This window comes from Actinoplanes sp. NPDC051470, from assembly GCF_040682035.1.
Classification (GTDB): domain Bacteria; phylum Actinomycetota; class Actinomycetes; order Mycobacteriales; family Micromonosporaceae; genus Actinoplanes.
Genome location: NZ_JBFBAA010000028.1, coordinates 1 through 14436 on the forward strand (window position 1 = coordinate 1; position 14436 = coordinate 14436).

Sequence of the window (14436 nt, forward strand, 5' to 3'; positions counted from 1 at the left end):
GTACGGATCAAGGAGACACGACGTCAGCGAGCGACCAACACCCATTTTCAGCCCGGAACGGGCCACCTCGCCAGAGGCGACAGGGACTAGCCCCGCCGTAACACGTCGTCGAGCCGGTGACCGCGTTCGCCGAGGCCCGGTGGGTCAGGGCGTGGTGGGGACCGCGGTGGCGGCCGCGGTGGCGGCGGCCTCGCGGGCGGCGGCCTCGCGACGGCGCTTGAGGGGCCAGGTCACCGCGCCCGAGATCACCAGGATGCCGCCCAGGCCGCCGAAGATGTACGGCAGCTGCTTGTCCTGGGCCTTCACGTCGTCGAAGGACTTGTCCAGGCTGCCGTCGGTGTCGCTCAGCTTGTGGCAGACATCGCCGGGTTCCATCGTGGACCCGCCGCAGCTCGGTTGCTCGTTCTCCCAGTCGTGGGTGAACACCCCGCCGAGGATGGCGAGGCCGATGAGGAGCCCGATGATCGGGCGCTTGAAGGGCAGGATCAAGAGGTGGATCAGTAGTCCCACGAAAGCCTCGCATCAGTCATCACGCCGCCCCGACCAGGGCGGCGTCCCCGAACAATTACTGTGCGCAGCTGGATGAACCGCCGCAGCGCCGCCGGACAGTACCAAAGATCGACGACGGCGGGGCCCCTCCCAGGGTCGCCCGTCAGGCGGCGGCACGCACCTTCGCCGACAGGCCGGGCCACAGTTCGGGGGCGGCGCCGATGGTCAGGTCGGTGGTGAAGTCGGGGCCGTGGCCGCCCAGGATCACGCCGGCCTCGCGGGCGATCAGGGCGCCCGCGGCGATGTCCCACAGGTTCGTGTCCAGGGCCACGCCGCCGTTCAGCCGGCCGGCGGCCTGGTAGACCAGGTTCAGCGCGGCCGGGAGGCGGCGGATGTCGCCGGACACCGGCAGGAGTTCCCGGATCAGGCGGCCGGCGCGGGCCTTGGTGGCCGGGTTGGGCTGGAAGCTGACGCCCACCAGGGCTTCGGCCAGGGGCGGGCCGCCGGAGACGGAGAGCGGCTCGCCGTTCAGGGCGGCGCCGCCGCCGTCGATCGCGCTGAACGTCTCCGCCGCCACCGGCTCGTGCACGACGGCGACGCGGGCCTCCGAACCCTCGTACAGGGCGATGCAGACCGACCACGGGCCGGTGCGGCTGATGTAGTTGCGGGTGCCGTCGAGGGGGTCGATGACCCACTTCCAGCCGGATGAGCCGTCCCCGCCGTGGCCCTCCTCGGCCTGGATCGCGTCATCCGGCCAGGATTCCCGGATGGCGTCCACGATCAGACGTTCGCTGGCGATGTCGACGTCGGAGACGACATCGTTGGCGTGGGCCTTGGGCGCGCCCACCCGCAGGGTGTCGCGGCGGTCGACCTGGAGCCGGCCGGCCCGGACGGCCAGGCCGGCGGCGAGGTCGCGGGCCGCGTGAAGGTCTCGATCCATCACCGGCCACGCTAGCGGATGGTGATCTACTCGGCCTCGGTCAGGGCGGCCAGCTGGGCGGTGACCATGCCCCAGCCGTCGGCGAAGCCGAGCTTCTCGTGCTGGGCCCGGGCCGCCGGGTCGCCGTGGCGGACGATGACGCGGTAGTCGGTGCCGTCGGGGTGGTCGGCGAGGGCGATCTCGGCGGTCATCGGGACCGGGTGCGCGTCGGCCGGGCGCCAGGAGCTGTCGATGACGTTGGTGAACACGATCCGCACCTGGTCGTCGACGACCAGGTAGGTGGCGTCGAGGTGGGGGACGAAGGCGACACCGTCGTCGCTCATGCTGGTGACCAGGGCGCCGCCCGGCCGGACGTCGAGGCGTTCGACGCGCAGCCTGCTCGGCGCCGGCAGGAACCATCGGGCCAGGCGGTCGGGGTCGGTCCAGGCGCGCCACACGGCGGCGCGCGGCGCCCGGATGACGCGGTCGACGGTCAGGTCGAGCTCGGGGTTCACGGTTGGTCCTCCTCGAGGAAACGTTCCAGGCGGTCGGTGCGCTCGGTCCACAGGCGGCGCTGCTCGGCCAGCCAGTCGTCGACCAGGGCCAGACGCGGGCGGTTCAGCACGCAGGTGCGTACCCGGCCGGTCTTGGTGGTCTTGATCAGGCCGTTGATCTCCAGCGTGCGCACGTGCTTCATGAACGACGGCAGGGTCATCGGGAACTCGCTCGCGAGGTCGCCGACGCTGGTCGGGCCGAGGCCCAGCCGCCGGACGATGCCGCGCCGCGTCGGGTCGGCCAGGGCGACGAACACCCCGTCCAGCTCGGCCGAATACTGTGCCATGCGGCTAAGTATTGCGTGCGGCCATAGTTAGCGCAAGGGCTAAGTGATGAGCCGGTTCGCCCAGGCCCAGGCGGCCACCTCGGTGCGATTGCGCAGGCCCAGCTTGGTCTGGATGTTCGCGACGTGGCTCTTCACGGTGCTCAGCGAGAGGAACAGCTCGTCGGCGATCTCCTGGTTGGTCCGGCCCCGCGCCACGCACCTGACCAGCTCGACCTCGCGATCGGTCAGCGGTGCGCCGGACGGACCGGGCGAGCGGGCGCCGAAGTGGCGGATCAGGCGCATCGTGATCGACGGCGAGACCATCGCGTCGCCGGCGTGCGCGGCGCGCACCGCGTCGGCGAGCATGGCCGGCCCGGAGTCCTTGAGGATGAACCCGACCGCGCCCGCACGCAGGGCGCCGTGGACGTACTCGTCGAGGTCGAAGGTCGTGATGATCACGACCTTGAGAAACCCGGACAGCGCACGGGTCACGTCCAGTCCGGTCAGGCCGGGCATCTGGATGTCGACCAGGCAGACGTCCGCGACCACCTGGCCGGTCGCCCAGCTGTCCGGGTCGCCCACCACCCGCGCGATCACCAGCACCAGCACGGTCGCGGTCAGGTAGTTGGTCAGCGCCATCCGCCCCAGCGGCCGGAACGCCGCGGTCACCGTCCCCGCGAGACGGTTCTGAGCAAGATCAAGATCCCGCAGATGTACGCCCCGGCGGTCAGCAGGCCGGCCACCGGCCACGTGATCCGGACGGCCACCTCGTGCAGCTGGAGGATCGTCACGGGCACGGCGGCCACCAGGAAGAGAGCCCCGGCCGTCCAGGGCGCCGAGTCCAGCCGGGTGACCACGTCGTAGCGCACCAGCGCCGAGCCGAGCAGGAACAGCCCCGGTACGACCGAGTAGTAGCCGCCCAGCAGGGTCACCGACAGCACGATCAGTGCCACGGCGGCGATCGCGACCACGCGACGCGGCAGCCACGTCGAGGGCAGGAGGACGAGCAGGCCGACCGTCGCGTACACGGAGAGAATGTCGCCTCTCCACAGCAGGAAGAAGTGGGCCAGCCCGATGGCGAGCAGGGCCAGCAGCCGGCGCACGAGCACGACCCGCGGCGCGGAGCGGGCCATCAGCGCGAAGCCGATGCCGAAGAGCAGCGCGAAGATCGGGAAGAAGCGCTGGTCGACGAGCACGTGCAGGACCGTCTCGGCCCACGTGGAGGGTAGATCGGTGGTGCTCAGCGCGGCGCCGCGGTTGGCGATCGGCTTCACGTTGGCGAACAGGATGCCGCAGAGGGCGAAGCCCCGCAGCACGTCGAGGGCGACGATGCGTCTCATGCGCCGAGCCTCGCCGGGCGCGCGAGCGTGGCCCTCGGCCGGAAGTACCGACCGAGGGCCACGCCTGGTACTTATGGCTAGGCGTCGCCGAACAGGGCGGCCTGGACGATGCGCTGGGCGGCCATCGCGTCCTGGCGCTCCTGGGCCTCGGCCAGCGCCGCGGTGTCCAGCCGGTCCAGCGAGCGGTGCAGGCGCTTCAGGGTGGCGATCGCGGTCTTCGCGGCGTCCACGCTGTCCTCCCGGAACGGGAACTGGTCGAGCTGCCACACGCCCTCCCAGTTGTTCTGGCGCAGGACGTGGAAGAACTCGAAGATCTCGGTGAGGTGGACGGTGCCGACGACCAGGTCGTCGTCCCAGCCGCGGAGGTTGTCGTTGACGTCCATGCCGAACAAGCGGCCGTGGTCGATGATCAGCTGGGCGGCGTCCGCCGGCGACTCCCCGCCGTACAGGCTGTGGCCGAAGTCGAGCAGCACACCGACGTTGTCGAGGCCGATCTGTTCGATCCCGAGCAGGGTACGGGCGGCCGAGTCCCAGGTCATCTTCACCCGCGGCTCGCGCGGCTTGTACTCGATGGCGAACCTGAGGTCGGGGTGGGCGCCGGCCAGGTCGCGCATGCCGTCGACGGCCAGCTTCCACAGCTGCTTGTGGTTGACCTGGAACGGGTAGTCCCAGCCGTCCTGGCCGGGCCAGATCTTCACGTAGTCGGCGCCCAGCTCCCGGACGATCCCGGCGGCCTCGTGCATCAGGTCCAGCGCGTCCTTCCGGGCGGCCGGGTCGGGGTTGGTGAACGCGCCCCGGCTGTGCTTACGCAGGTAGATCTCGGGGGTGATGCCGATCGCGGTGAGGCCCTCGGTCTTGAGCGCGTCCTTGACCTCGGCCAGCCCGACCCCCGGCGTGAACGGGTAGTTGAGGTCGACCACCGACAGGTCGCCCACCTCGCCGGCCAGCTTGATGGCGTCCAGGGTGGTGCGCGACGGGCCGTAACCGTCGGTGGCGTACCGGTCGAGGTAGCTGGCGAAGTGCCAGAGGCCGGCGCCGAATCGCGGGTAGTCGGTCATGTGGGTCAGCTCCCAACTGCTGTGGTGAGGGCACGGTGGACGGCGGCGCGCCAGGCCGAGCGGCGGGCGGACCGGTCGTCCTGGTCGATGCGGGGCCGGAACTCGTCGTAGGCGATCGCCGCGGCCGGCCAGGGCGCGGCCAGGTTCGCGGCGCCCAGGGCCGAGAGATTCCGGGTACGCGCGCGGCGCACCGGCACACCGGCCAGATCGGCCTGGATCTGTATGAGGTGGTCGTTGGCGCTCGCCCCGCCGTCGGCGAGCACCTGCCTCACGTCCGGCAGGTCGTCGAGGACGTCGGTCACCTGGTGGGCGATCGATTCGAGGGCGGCCGCGGCCAGCTGGGCCGGGCCGCTGCCCAGCGACAGGCCGGTGATCAGCCCGGAGGCGGCGTCGTCCCACCACGGCGCGGCCAGCCCGCCGAACGCCGGGACCAGGAACACGCCGTCGCTGCTCGCGCCCCGCGCCAGCTCGGCGACCCGCTCCGTCGATACCCCGAGCAGCGTCGCCAGCCAGCCGATCGTGGCGCCGCTGGAGCGAATGTTGCCTTCCGCCGCAAGCTGTACATCAGTGTTCTTGCTCTGCGCACCTATACGCACCACGTCCGGCGCGTCCCAGGCGATCGTCAGGCCCAGGCCGGTCGATGGAGAGGACAGCAGGCCCATCACGGACGAGCCGGTGCCGTAGGTGACCTTGGCCCCACCGAAAGCGCCGCCGAACGAACCGCCCGACGACGAGGCGTGGGCGAACAGCGCGGCATGCGAGTCGCCGAGGATCGCGCGGATCGGCAGCGACGCGAGGACGCCACCGGCCGGCCCGATCACGCCCAGGTCGCCGCTCGACGGGGTGATCTCCGGCAGCACGGACGCGGGAATGCCGAAGAGGGAAAGGAGGCGCGGCGACCAGGTCCCGGTCCGCACGTCCAGCAGCTGGGTCCGGGACGCGTTGCCCCGTTCGATGTGGTGGGCGCCGGTCAGCGCGTACACCAGCCAGCTGTCGACCGTGCCCACCGCCGACGCGGACGGCGCCGCATCCAGCAGCCACCGCAGCTTGGCCGCGCTGAACATCGGGTCCAGCGGGAGGCCGCTCAGCGAAGCGATCTCCTTCTCAGAACCGCGCAACCGGATGCAGATGTCGCGGGAGCGCTGGTCCTGCCACCCGAGCACCGGCCCCAGCGGCTCGCCCGAAACACGGTCCCAGACCAGCGCCGACTCCCGCTGCGTGCTCAGCCCGACCGCGACCACCCGGGCCGGATCGACATCCCGCAACGCTGCGGCGGCGGCCAGGCGCACGCCCCGGAGGATGTCCTGGGCGTCCTGCTCGACCCAACCCGGTGAGGGGTACGCGATGCCGACCGGCGCCGAGCCCGACGCGACTACCGCGCCGGACCGGTCGACCAGCAACGCCTTGGTCGAGCTGGTGCCCTGGTCGACGGCCACGACAAAGTCAGCCATCGGGCCGGGTGAGAGAACGGGCGAGTGAAACCGCCGCCGCGCGGATGTCGCCGGCGGTCAGGCCGAAGTGTTCCAGCAGGTACGCCGTGGCGCCGGTGGGCGCGAACTCGCGGTGGATGCCGAGCAGGCGCATCGGCACCGGCCGCGGCTCGGTGACGACCACCGCGGCGACGGCCGCGCCCAGCCCACCGGTCGTGGTCGCCTCCTCGGCGGTCACGATCGCCCCGGTCTCGCGCATCGCCCGGCGGATCCCGTCCTCGTCGAGCGGCGCGATCGTCGACATGTTCAGCACCCGCACGGACACCCCTTCGGCGGCGGCCTCCTCGGCGGCCCGCAGGGCGCGGGACACCATCGTTCCGGTCGCGACCACCGTGACATCCGTACCATCGCGCAGGCTCCCCGCGACGCCGAACCGGAAATCCGCGCCCACCGACGGCACCTTGAACCGGCCGATGCGCAGGTACACGGGCGTGGCCGCGCCGGCCGCCCAGCGCACCGCGGAGCGGGTCTCGGCGTCGTCTGCGGGCACCACGATGCCCAGGCCGGCGATCGCCCGCAGCCAGGACAGGTCCTCGATCGAGTGGTGGGTGGGGCCGAGCTCGCCGTACGCCAGGCCGGGGCTCATCCCGCACAGCACGACCGGCGACCGGCTGTACGCCACGTCGGCCTTGATCTGCTCCAGCGCCCGCCCGGTGAGGAACGGCGCCGCGGCGCAGACGAACGGCACGTACCCGCTGAGGGCGAGCCCGGCGCCGATGCCGACCATGTCCTGCTCGGCGATGCCGACGTTGATCAGCCGGTCCGGGAACTCCCGGGCGAACCCGCCGAGGTTGCTGGAGCCGACCGAGTCGTTGCACACCGCCACGATCCGCTCGTCCGTCCGGGCCAGCGCGATCAGCTCCTCGGCGAAGGCCACCCGGTTGTCGTACACCGGTTCGGTGGTCGTGGTCATCGGGCCAGCTCCGCGGTCGCGAGGGTGATCTGCTCGGGGGTCGGCACCTTGTGGTGCCACTCGACGCGGTCCTCCATGAAGGAGATGCCCCTTCCCTTGATCGTGTTGGCGATGACGCAGAGCGGGCGCTCGCCGCGCGAGGCCTGGAACGCGTCCAGCAGCGCCAGGTGGTCGTGGCCGTCGAGCTCGACCACGTCCCAGCCGAAGGCCCGGAACTTGTCGTCGAGCGGGTCGAGCGAGTTGGTGTCCTCGGTGCCCGCGCCCTGCTGGAGGCGGTTGCGGTCGACCACCGCGGTGAGGTTGGCGAGCCTGCGGTGCCCGGCCGTCATCGCCGCCTCCCAGTTGCTGCCCTCCTGCAGCTCGCCGTCGCCGAGCACCACGTAGACGTGCCGGGCCGAGCCGGCCAGCCTCGCGCCGACGGCCATGCCGACCGAGACCGGCAGGCCGTGCCCGAGCGGGCCGGTGTTGGTCTCCACGCCCGGCACCTTGACCCGGTTGGGGTGGCCGTTGAGCGCGGACAGCGGGCCGGCGAAGGTCTCCAGCTCGCTCTCGGCGAAGAACCCGGCCGCGGCCAGGGTGGTGTAGAGCGCGCCGGCCGTGTGGCCCTTGCTGAGCACCAGGCGGTCGCGGTCGGCCCAGTCCGGCTTCTCCGGGTCGACGCGCAGCACGCCGAAGTAGAGCGTGGTGAGGATGTCGAGGACGGACATGTCACCGCCGGCGTGGCCGAGGCCCGCGTGACTGATCATGACCAGATCGGTCACGCGGGACTGATTCGCCCGCTGTCGCAGGAGTTCGCGGCGCCGGCCGGGGTCGGCGTCGATGAGCTCCGCGCGGAACCGCTGCCACAGTGCGGCGGCGCGGGGATCGGCGAGCAGCATGGGTTTCCTTCCAGGGACGAGAGGGGCGAGCCGCGGCAACGTCAGCCGCTGACCGCGAAGTCCGTGACCTGCTTGGCGTTGTCGGCGTTGACCAGCACGCAGTCGATCGACTGCTTCTCGGCCTGGTCGGTCTTCCCGCCGGCCTTGAGGTAGGCGTCGGCCTGGTCGACGGCCATCTGCGAGATCTGGCTGGCCGGCTGGAGCACGGTGGCCTTGATGCCGCCCTTGAGGATCGAGCCGACCACGTCGGGGCTGCCGTCGAAGCCGGTGACGATGATCTTCTTGTTCTTCGAGGCCTGCACCGCGGCGTACGCGCCGAGCGCCATGGTGTCGTTGCCGGCAATGATGCCCTTGATGTTCGGGTGCGCCTGCAGGATCGTCTGGGTCTTCTGCAGCGCCTCGGCCTGGTCCCAGTTGGCGCTTTCCTGCGCCACCATCTTCATGTCCGGGAACTGGTCGAGGATGCCGTGGTAGCCCTGCGAGCGGACGCCCGCGTTGGTGTCGGTGGCCTTGCCGGTGAGCTCGGCGTACTCGCCCTTGTTGCCCATCAGCTTGGCGAACTCCTGGCCGCCGAGGCCGGCGCCCTGCGCGTTGTTGGAGACGATCTGCGCCACCGCGACGCCGGTCTTGTTGATCTCCCGGTCGACCAGGAAGGTCGGGATCTTGGCGTCCTTGGCTCGCTGGATGGCCGCCTCGGAGGCGTCGGCGCCGGCGTTGTCCAGGATGATCGCCGCCGCCTTGCGGGAGATCGCGGTGTCGAACTGCTGGCTCTGCTTGGTCGGGTCGTCGTCGTGGCTGAGCACCAGCGTCTCGTACCCGAGCTTCTTGGCCTGCGCGTCGGCCGCGACCTGCTCGGCCTTGAAGAACACGTTGTCCGGCGAGGGCGTGATGATCACGATGAGCTTGGACGCGGCCGGCGCGGCGCTCCCGCCACCGGACGTGCTGCCGGAGTCGTCGCCGCCACCACAGGCGGCGGTCAGGAGCAGGAGCGTCGCGGCCGAGGCGGCCAGCGCTGTCTTACGAAAGACCTTCATGGGGGTACGCCCTTCTAAGCGGTTCGTTTGTTGAGGCTCGACTGGAGGCGTTGCTGCGCCTGCTCGGTGACGACGGCGAAGATGATCACGGCGCCCTTGACCACGGACTGCCAGAACGTGGAGACGCCGACCAGGACCAGGCCGTCGGAGAGGAAGCCGATCACGAAGGCGCCCATCACGGTGCCGATGATCGTGCCGCGGCCACCGGCGAGGGCGGTGCCACCGAGGACCGCCGCCGCGATCGCGTTCAGCTCGTACGTCGTGGCGGTGTCCGGGTACGCCGCGCCCAGCTCGGAGGTGAGCAGCAGGCCGGCCAGCGCGGCGCAGGCGCCCGAGATCACGTACACCGCGATCTTGACCCGGTTGACCCGGATCCCGGACAGCACCGCCGCGCGCTCGTTGCCGCCGACCGCGAAGATCCGCCGGCCGAACGGGGTGCGGGTGGTCACGACGATCGCCGCGGCGGCGACCAGGACCATGATCCAGACGGCGACCGGGATGCCGAGCAGGCTGTCCACGCCGATGAAGCGGAAGCCCTCGTTGCCGCGTTCCGGCGTGCCGGACAGGTCCGGGAAGGTGCCGCCGTCGCTGAGCAGCTGGGCCGCGCCCCGGGCCACGTAGAGGATGCCCAGCGTGGCGATGAACGGCGCCACCTTGAACCGGGTGACCAGCAGACCGTTCAGGCCGCCGACCAGCGCCCCGACGATGATCCCGATGACGATCACCACGGCCACCGAGAAGAAGATGTGCCCGGTGCCGACGTCCAGGCCGCTGAACAGCAGCCCGCCGACGATCATGCTGGACAGGCCGGCGATCGAGCCCACCGACAGGTCGATGCCGCCGGTCAGGATGACGAACGTGACGCCGATGGCGAGGATCGCGTTGATGGCCACGTGCTTGGTCATCAGGATCAGGTTGCTCTGCGTCAGGTACTCCGACGAGATCGCGCTGAAGATCACGACCAGAACGACAAGAACGATGAGGGTACGCCCGCGAAGCAGCCACAGAGCCGCCTTGGCCAGCGCGACGTTCCCTTTTGCCGGTGGCGCCGACGCCGGGGCGGGGGTGCGGACTTCGGTGTCAGTCATTCCAGGACCTTTTCGCTCGCGGAGGCGCTGACCAGCGCCTCTTCGGTGACATCGGCCGCGGTGAACTCGGCGGTCAGGCGGCCGCGGGCCATCACCAGCACCCGATCGGCCATGGCGATCACCTCCGCGAGCTCGGACGAGATGAACAGCACGCCGTAGCCCTGGGCGGCCAGCTCGGCCATCAGCTTCGCGATCTGGGCCTTGGCGCCGACGTCGATGCCGCGGGTCGGCTCGTCCAGCAGCAGCACGGCCGGCTCGGTGAGCAGCGCCCGGGCCAGCACCACCTTCTGCTGGTTGCCGCCGCTGAGCGAGGTGACCAGCCCGGCCAGGCCGGGGATCTTGATGGCCAGCTCGGCGACCTTGGCCGCGGCGGTGGACTGCTCCCGGCCGCCCCGCAGCAGGCCGCCCCGGGTGAGGTCGCCGATCGTGGCGAGCAGGATGTTGTCGCGTACGGACATGGTCGGCACCAGGCCGTCGCGCTGCCGGTCCTCGGGCACCAGGGCCAGGCCGGCGTCCATCCGCGCCTGCACGGTGGCCCGGGTCTCGACCCGGCCGCGGACCGACACCTGGCCGGCGTCGGCCGGGCGCATGCCCATCAGGCACTCGACCAGCTCGGTGCGGCCGGCGCCCATCAGGCCGTACACGCCGACCACCTCGCCGGCGCGGACACTCAGCGAGACGTCGTCGACCAGCGGGCGGGTCGGGCCGAGCACGGTCAGCCCCCGCACGTCGAGCAGCACGTCGCCGGTCGCCGAGGTGTTCCGCACGTACAGCGAGTCGGGGTCCCGGCCGACCATCTGCCGCACGATCCACGCGGTGTCGGTCTCGCTCATCGGCTCGTGCGCGACCAGGCCGCCGTCGCGGAAGACGGTCACGAAGTCGCCGATCCGCCGGAACTCGTCCAGCTTGTGCGAGATGTAGATGACCGTGACGTCCTCCGCGCGGAGGTCGCCCATCACCCGGAACAGCACGTCCACCTCGTGGTTGGAGAGCGCCGAGGTGGGCTCGTCCATGATCAGCACGCGAACGTGCTCGAGCAGCACCCGGCCGATCTCGACCAGCTGCTGCTGGCCGATCGGCAGGTCACCGACCAGGGTGTCCGGATCGAGGTCCTGACCCAGCCGGTTCAGGACCTCGCGGGTACGGCGGCGCTGTTCCCGGTCGTCGACGAAGCGGCCCTTCCGCCGCGGTTCCCGGCCGGCGAACATGTTCTGGGCGACGGTCATGTTCGGGAACAGGCTCAGTTCCTGGTGGATGATCCCGATGCCTCGCTGTTGTGCGTCTCGCGGCGTGCTCAGCGTGACCGGCTCGCCCTCGAGCAGGATCTCGCCGCTGGTCGGCTGTTCCGAGCCGGAGAGGATCTTCATCAGCGTCGACTTGCCGGCGCCGTTCTCGCCGACCAGCACGTTGACCTTGCCGCGGTAGGCGGTGAACGTGACGTCCTTGAGAGCTCGGACGCCGCCGTAGCTCTTGCTGACGTTCTTCGCCTGCACGACCTCGTTCATGACGCCGTCAAATCGGTCGGCACGACCAGGATCGAGCCCGGCGCGAGCGCGGAGAACGCCCCGGCGAAGGTGACCTTCTTGCCCTTCAGGTCCTTGACCGGGACCTTGGTGATCACGTCGGTCTTGACCCGGTTGTTGAGCTGGTTGGCGACGTTCTGGTAGTCGATCTGGTTGGTGAAGTCGCCGAACTTGATGAAGCCCACGCCGTCCCGGATCGCCGTGCCCGCGACCACCGGCCCGGTGGCGATCGAGATCTTCAGCGGTTTCGCGCCCGGGATCTCGACGGTCAGCGGCCCGGTCGGCGCGTCGGTGTCGACCTCGGTGACCGTGCCGGTGCCCTTGACCAGGTACGCGAACGGGCTGCCGGTGCCGGTCCGCTTGCCGTACTGCCGGCCGGCCGCCGCCGGGTCCTTCTCGATCGCGGCCGCGACCGTGGTCACGTCCACCGCGTTCTGCTGGACGGTCGGCAGGACCTTGCTCGCCCAGATGCCGTCCACGTACGTCCTGGGGTCGAAGGGCGCCGCGGCGCCGGCTCGCACCGTCCCGTCCTTCTCGTAGGCGTACACCCCGGGGACCCGGGAGCAGGCGGTGAGCGACCCCATCAGGAGGAGGCCGGCGAGGGCCAGGCGAATCTTCATGTGAATATCCATTCACTGGCGATTGGACATGCCCCTACTGTGAACTGGAGGTGTCCGGTCTGTCAACGGGCTGGTCCCGGCCGGGTTTTCGCAGGGTTTCGCTACGCTTCGGCGACGGAACAGGAGGCATTCAGTGAGCCCACAGGTCGACCCGCACCTCGGGGTCGCGGCCGAGCACGTCCGCCTCCTCACCAAGGTCGCCCGGATGTACCACGAGCGCGGCCTGCGCCAGCCGCAGATCGCCGAGCACCTGCACATCTCCCAGCCTCGGGTGTCCCGGCTGCTCAAGCAGGCAGTCGCGGCGGGCATCGTGCGCACCGCGGTGATCACCCCGCGTGGCGTGCACGCCGAGCTGGAAGAGGCGGTCGAGCAGAAGTACGGCCTGAGCGAGGTCGTGGTGGCCGACACCGACGGCCTGGCCGAGGAGCGGGCGGTCACCCGGGCCATCGCCGCGGCCGCCGCCGTCTACCTGGAGACCACCATCTCCCGCGACGACCGCATCGGCATCTCCTCGTGGAGCGCCACCCTGCTGGCCACCGTCGAGGCCATGCACCCGGCCCCCAGCCTGGCCGCCGAGCGGGTCGTCCAGATCCTCGGCGGCGTCGGCACCAGCGCGGCCCAGAGCCAGGCGACCAGGCTGACCGGCGGCCTGGCCCGCAACACCCGCGCCGAGGCGGTCTACCTGGTCGCCCCCGGCCTGGTGGCGACACCGTCGATGCGCGAGGCCCTGGTCCGCGAGCCGGCCATCGCCGAGGTCCTGAAAGCCTGCGAGGACCTGACCGTGGCCCTGGTCGGCGTGGGCAGCCTGGAACCGTCCACCCTGCTCCGCGAGTCGGGCAACGCCATCGCCGCCGAGGAGGAACACCGCCTCCGCGACCAGGGCGCCATCGGCGACGTGTGCATGCGCTTCTTCGACGCCGCCGGCCGTCACCTGCCGTCCGAACTGGACGACCGCGTCCTCGGCATCACCGCCGACCTGCTGCGGGCCGTCCCCCGCCGGGTCGGCGTGGCCGGCGGCGAACGCAAGTGGAACGCCATCCGGGCCGCCCTGCAGGGCGGCTGGCTCAGCGTCCTGATCACCGACCAGGCAACGGCCACCGACCTGATCCGGTGACCGTCGCCCGGGACGGGAGCTACAAGGCGATGTCCGGCTAGCTCAGGGCGGCCATGATGATGCGCTCGGCGCGGGCCGGCTGGTCGCCGCCCATGCGCAGCGTGTTGACCGAGTAGGCCAGGCGCCGGGACAGGTCACGGGTGGCGCCGATGCCGTTGTTGTAGCCGGGGCGGTCGCCGCTCTTCCCCCACAGCACCTGACCGCCCAGGTCGAGGCGGGTCAGGCCGGCGGAGTACACGGCCGGCTTCCCGGTGCTGAAGTCGGTCACCGCGGGGACGGTGAACATCTCGGCGAGCTGCGGCTCCGGGACCAGCCGGCCGGTGAACAGGGCGACCAGGAAGCGGTCGAGGTCGTCGGCGGTCGAGATCATCGAGGCGGCGGACCACTGCAGCGACGGGTTGGCCAGGGTGACGTCGCGCCATCCCTCGGCCGTCGCCTCGTAACCGTGTACGTGCGGTTCCGGGATGCGGATGTCGTCGCCGGGAACGCTTGTGCCGGTCAGGCCCAGCGGGCGGATGATCCGGCGGGTCACCTCGTCGGCCCAGCGGTGGCCGGTCACCTTCTCGATCACCAGCCCGGCCACGATGTAGTCGATGTTGCCGTAGCGCTGGCGGCAGCCCGGCTTGAACGCCAGGGGCTTGGTCAGGTCGAGCTGGCTGCCCGGGGCCCAGTGGTCGTACCGGTGCTCGAAGAACCATTCGGGCGTCTTGTGCGGCAGTTCCTGGCCGTTCAGCCCGCTGGTGAACGTGAGCAGGTGCCGGACCGTGATCGGCCGATAGGAGCTGGGCAGCAGTCCGGGCAGGTACTGCTGGACGGTGCCGTCGAGTCGCAGCCGGCCCTCCGCCGCCAGCTGAAGCACCACGGCCGCCGTGAACGTCTTGGTCATCGACCCGATCCGGAACCGGCTGTCGATGCTGGGCGGGCGTTCCGACTCCACGGAGATCCGCCCGGCCGTGCCCGACCACTCCCCGGACGACCCGCGGACCTGGATCAGAGCGGCGCTGGCCTCATCGTCGGGCAGGTCGTCGAGAGCCGCCTCCAGCGCGGCGGTATTCAGCGGAGGAGAGACCGGGGCGGCCGTCGCCGCGCCGGGTGTGACCACGACCAGAGCGGCCACGAGCAGAGAAACAGGGATGAATCGCATGCGCCG

Annotated in this window: 16 protein-coding genes; 1 reads left to right on the forward strand and 15 read right to left on the reverse strand. The window is 71.0% G+C overall.

Annotated elements, in window-relative coordinates:
* Nucleotides 1-144: 144 nt before the first annotated feature.
* The 14 genes from AB0M54_RS35960 to AB0M54_RS36025 form a co-directional block, all read right to left on the reverse strand.
* Nucleotides 145-510 carry a hypothetical protein gene (locus tag AB0M54_RS35960; protein WP_364321598.1) on the reverse strand — a complete coding sequence of 122 codons (366 nt, stop codon included), beginning with the start codon at nt 508-510 and terminating at the stop codon, nt 145-147.
* 142 nt (nt 511-652) lie between these two features.
* On the reverse strand, nt 653-1429 hold the full coding sequence (locus AB0M54_RS35965; protein ID WP_364321595.1) for an inositol monophosphatase family protein: 777 nt from the start codon (nt 1427-1429) through the stop codon (nt 653-655).
* 26 nt (nt 1430-1455) lie between these two features.
* Nucleotides 1456-1923 (reverse strand): SRPBCC domain-containing protein, encoded by a 468-nt coding sequence (locus tag AB0M54_RS35970; RefSeq protein WP_364476283.1) that lies wholly within the window; start codon nt 1921-1923, stop codon nt 1456-1458.
* Nucleotides 1920-2249, reverse strand: coding sequence for a metalloregulator ArsR/SmtB family transcription factor (locus AB0M54_RS35975; RefSeq protein WP_364321589.1), 330 nt, complete (start codon nt 2247-2249; stop codon nt 1920-1922). The genes AB0M54_RS35970 and AB0M54_RS35975 overlap by 4 nt, the downstream gene beginning before the upstream one ends.
* 39 nt (nt 2250-2288) lie before the next feature.
* Nucleotides 2289-2897 (reverse strand): response regulator transcription factor, encoded by a 609-nt coding sequence (locus tag AB0M54_RS35980; RefSeq protein ID WP_364476285.1) that lies wholly within the window; start codon nt 2895-2897, stop codon nt 2289-2291.
* Nucleotides 2894-3568, reverse strand: coding sequence for a hypothetical protein (locus AB0M54_RS35985; RefSeq protein ID WP_364476287.1), 675 nt, complete (start codon nt 3566-3568; stop codon nt 2894-2896). Before AB0M54_RS35985 ends, AB0M54_RS35980 begins: the two co-directional genes overlap by 4 nt.
* 77 nt (nt 3569-3645) lie before the next feature.
* Nucleotides 3646-4626, reverse strand: a complete 981-nt coding sequence (locus tag AB0M54_RS35990; RefSeq protein ID WP_364476289.1) for a sugar phosphate isomerase/epimerase family protein — start codon at nt 4624-4626, stop codon at nt 3646-3648.
* A gap of 5 nt (nt 4627-4631) precedes the next feature.
* A complete protein-coding gene (locus AB0M54_RS35995) occupies nt 4632-6077 on the reverse strand; it encodes an FGGY family carbohydrate kinase (RefSeq protein ID WP_364476291.1) in 1446 nt (481 codons plus the stop codon).
* Entirely contained in the window at nt 6070-7029 is a 960-nt protein-coding gene (locus AB0M54_RS36000; RefSeq protein WP_364476293.1) for a transketolase C-terminal domain-containing protein, read from the reverse strand. The genes AB0M54_RS35995 and AB0M54_RS36000 overlap by 8 nt, the downstream gene beginning before the upstream one ends.
* Entirely contained in the window at nt 7026-7907 is an 882-nt protein-coding gene (locus AB0M54_RS36005; RefSeq protein ID WP_364321574.1) for a transketolase, read from the reverse strand. Before AB0M54_RS36005 ends, AB0M54_RS36000 begins: the two co-directional genes overlap by 4 nt.
* Before the next feature lie 41 nt (nt 7908-7948).
* Entirely contained in the window at nt 7949-8941 is a 993-nt protein-coding gene (locus AB0M54_RS36010; RefSeq protein ID WP_364321571.1) for a D-ribose ABC transporter substrate-binding protein, read from the reverse strand.
* A gap of 14 nt (nt 8942-8955) precedes the next feature.
* Nucleotides 8956-10029: an ABC transporter permease gene (locus tag AB0M54_RS36015; RefSeq protein WP_364476295.1), complete on the reverse strand. Its 1074-nt coding sequence runs from the start codon at nt 10027-10029 to the stop codon at nt 8956-8958.
* Entirely contained in the window at nt 10026-11534 is a 1509-nt protein-coding gene (locus tag AB0M54_RS36020; protein ID WP_364476297.1) for a sugar ABC transporter ATP-binding protein, read from the reverse strand. The genes AB0M54_RS36015 and AB0M54_RS36020 overlap by 4 nt, the downstream gene beginning before the upstream one ends.
* A complete protein-coding gene (locus AB0M54_RS36025; RefSeq protein ID WP_364476299.1) occupies nt 11531-12172 on the reverse strand; it encodes a DUF2291 domain-containing protein in 642 nt (213 codons plus the stop codon). The genes AB0M54_RS36020 and AB0M54_RS36025 overlap by 4 nt, the downstream gene beginning before the upstream one ends.
* 133 nt (nt 12173-12305) lie before the next feature.
* On the opposite strand from AB0M54_RS36025, the gene AB0M54_RS36030 reads away from it, so the two are divergent.
* Nucleotides 12306-13286 carry a sugar-binding transcriptional regulator gene (locus AB0M54_RS36030; RefSeq protein ID WP_364321561.1) on the forward strand — a complete coding sequence of 327 codons (981 nt, stop codon included), beginning with the start codon at nt 12306-12308 and terminating at the stop codon, nt 13284-13286.
* 37 nt (nt 13287-13323) lie between these two features.
* Here AB0M54_RS36030 and AB0M54_RS36035 read toward each other — a convergent pair whose 3' ends face one another.
* Nucleotides 13324-14430 carry a serine hydrolase domain-containing protein gene (locus AB0M54_RS36035; RefSeq protein WP_364321558.1) on the reverse strand — a complete coding sequence of 369 codons (1107 nt, stop codon included), beginning with the start codon at nt 14428-14430 and terminating at the stop codon, nt 13324-13326.
* Nucleotides 14431-14436 lie beyond the last annotated feature (6 nt).

Bases quoted from the DNA above. Each gene is read 5' to 3' on its own strand.
- AB0M54_RS36005 (WP_364321574.1), bottom strand. From the start codon at position 7,907: ATGCTGCTCGCCGATCCCCGCGCCGCCGCACTGTGGCAGCGGTTCCGC.
- AB0M54_RS36000 (WP_364476293.1), bottom strand. From the start codon at position 7,029: ATGACCACGACCACCGAACCGGTGTACGACAACCGGGTGGCCTTCGCC.
- AB0M54_RS36035 (WP_364321558.1), bottom strand. From the start codon at position 14,430: ATGCGATTCATCCCTGTTTCTCTGCTCGTGGCCGCTCTGGTCGTGGTC.
- AB0M54_RS36020 (WP_364476297.1), bottom strand. From the start codon at position 11,534: ATGAACGAGGTCGTGCAGGCGAAGAACGTCAGCAAGAGCTACGGCGGC.
- AB0M54_RS35990 (WP_364476289.1), bottom strand. From the start codon at position 4,626: ATGACCGACTACCCGCGATTCGGCGCCGGCCTCTGGCACTTCGCCAGC.
- AB0M54_RS35975 (WP_364321589.1), bottom strand. From the start codon at position 2,249: ATGGCACAGTATTCGGCCGAGCTGGACGGGGTGTTCGTCGCCCTGGCC.
- AB0M54_RS35965 (WP_364321595.1), bottom strand. From the start codon at position 1,429: ATGGATCGAGACCTTCACGCGGCCCGCGACCTCGCCGCCGGCCTGGCC.
- AB0M54_RS36010 (WP_364321571.1), bottom strand. From the start codon at position 8,941: ATGAAGGTCTTTCGTAAGACAGCGCTGGCCGCCTCGGCCGCGACGCTC.
- AB0M54_RS36015 (WP_364476295.1), bottom strand. From the start codon at position 10,029: ATGACTGACACCGAAGTCCGCACCCCCGCCCCGGCGTCGGCGCCACCG.
- AB0M54_RS35985 (WP_364476287.1), bottom strand. From the start codon at position 3,568: ATGAGACGCATCGTCGCCCTCGACGTGCTGCGGGGCTTCGCCCTCTGC.
- AB0M54_RS36025 (WP_364476299.1), bottom strand. From the start codon at position 12,172: ATGAAGATTCGCCTGGCCCTCGCCGGCCTCCTCCTGATGGGGTCGCTC.
- AB0M54_RS35995 (WP_364476291.1), bottom strand. From the start codon at position 6,077: ATGGCTGACTTTGTCGTGGCCGTCGACCAGGGCACCAGCTCGACCAAG.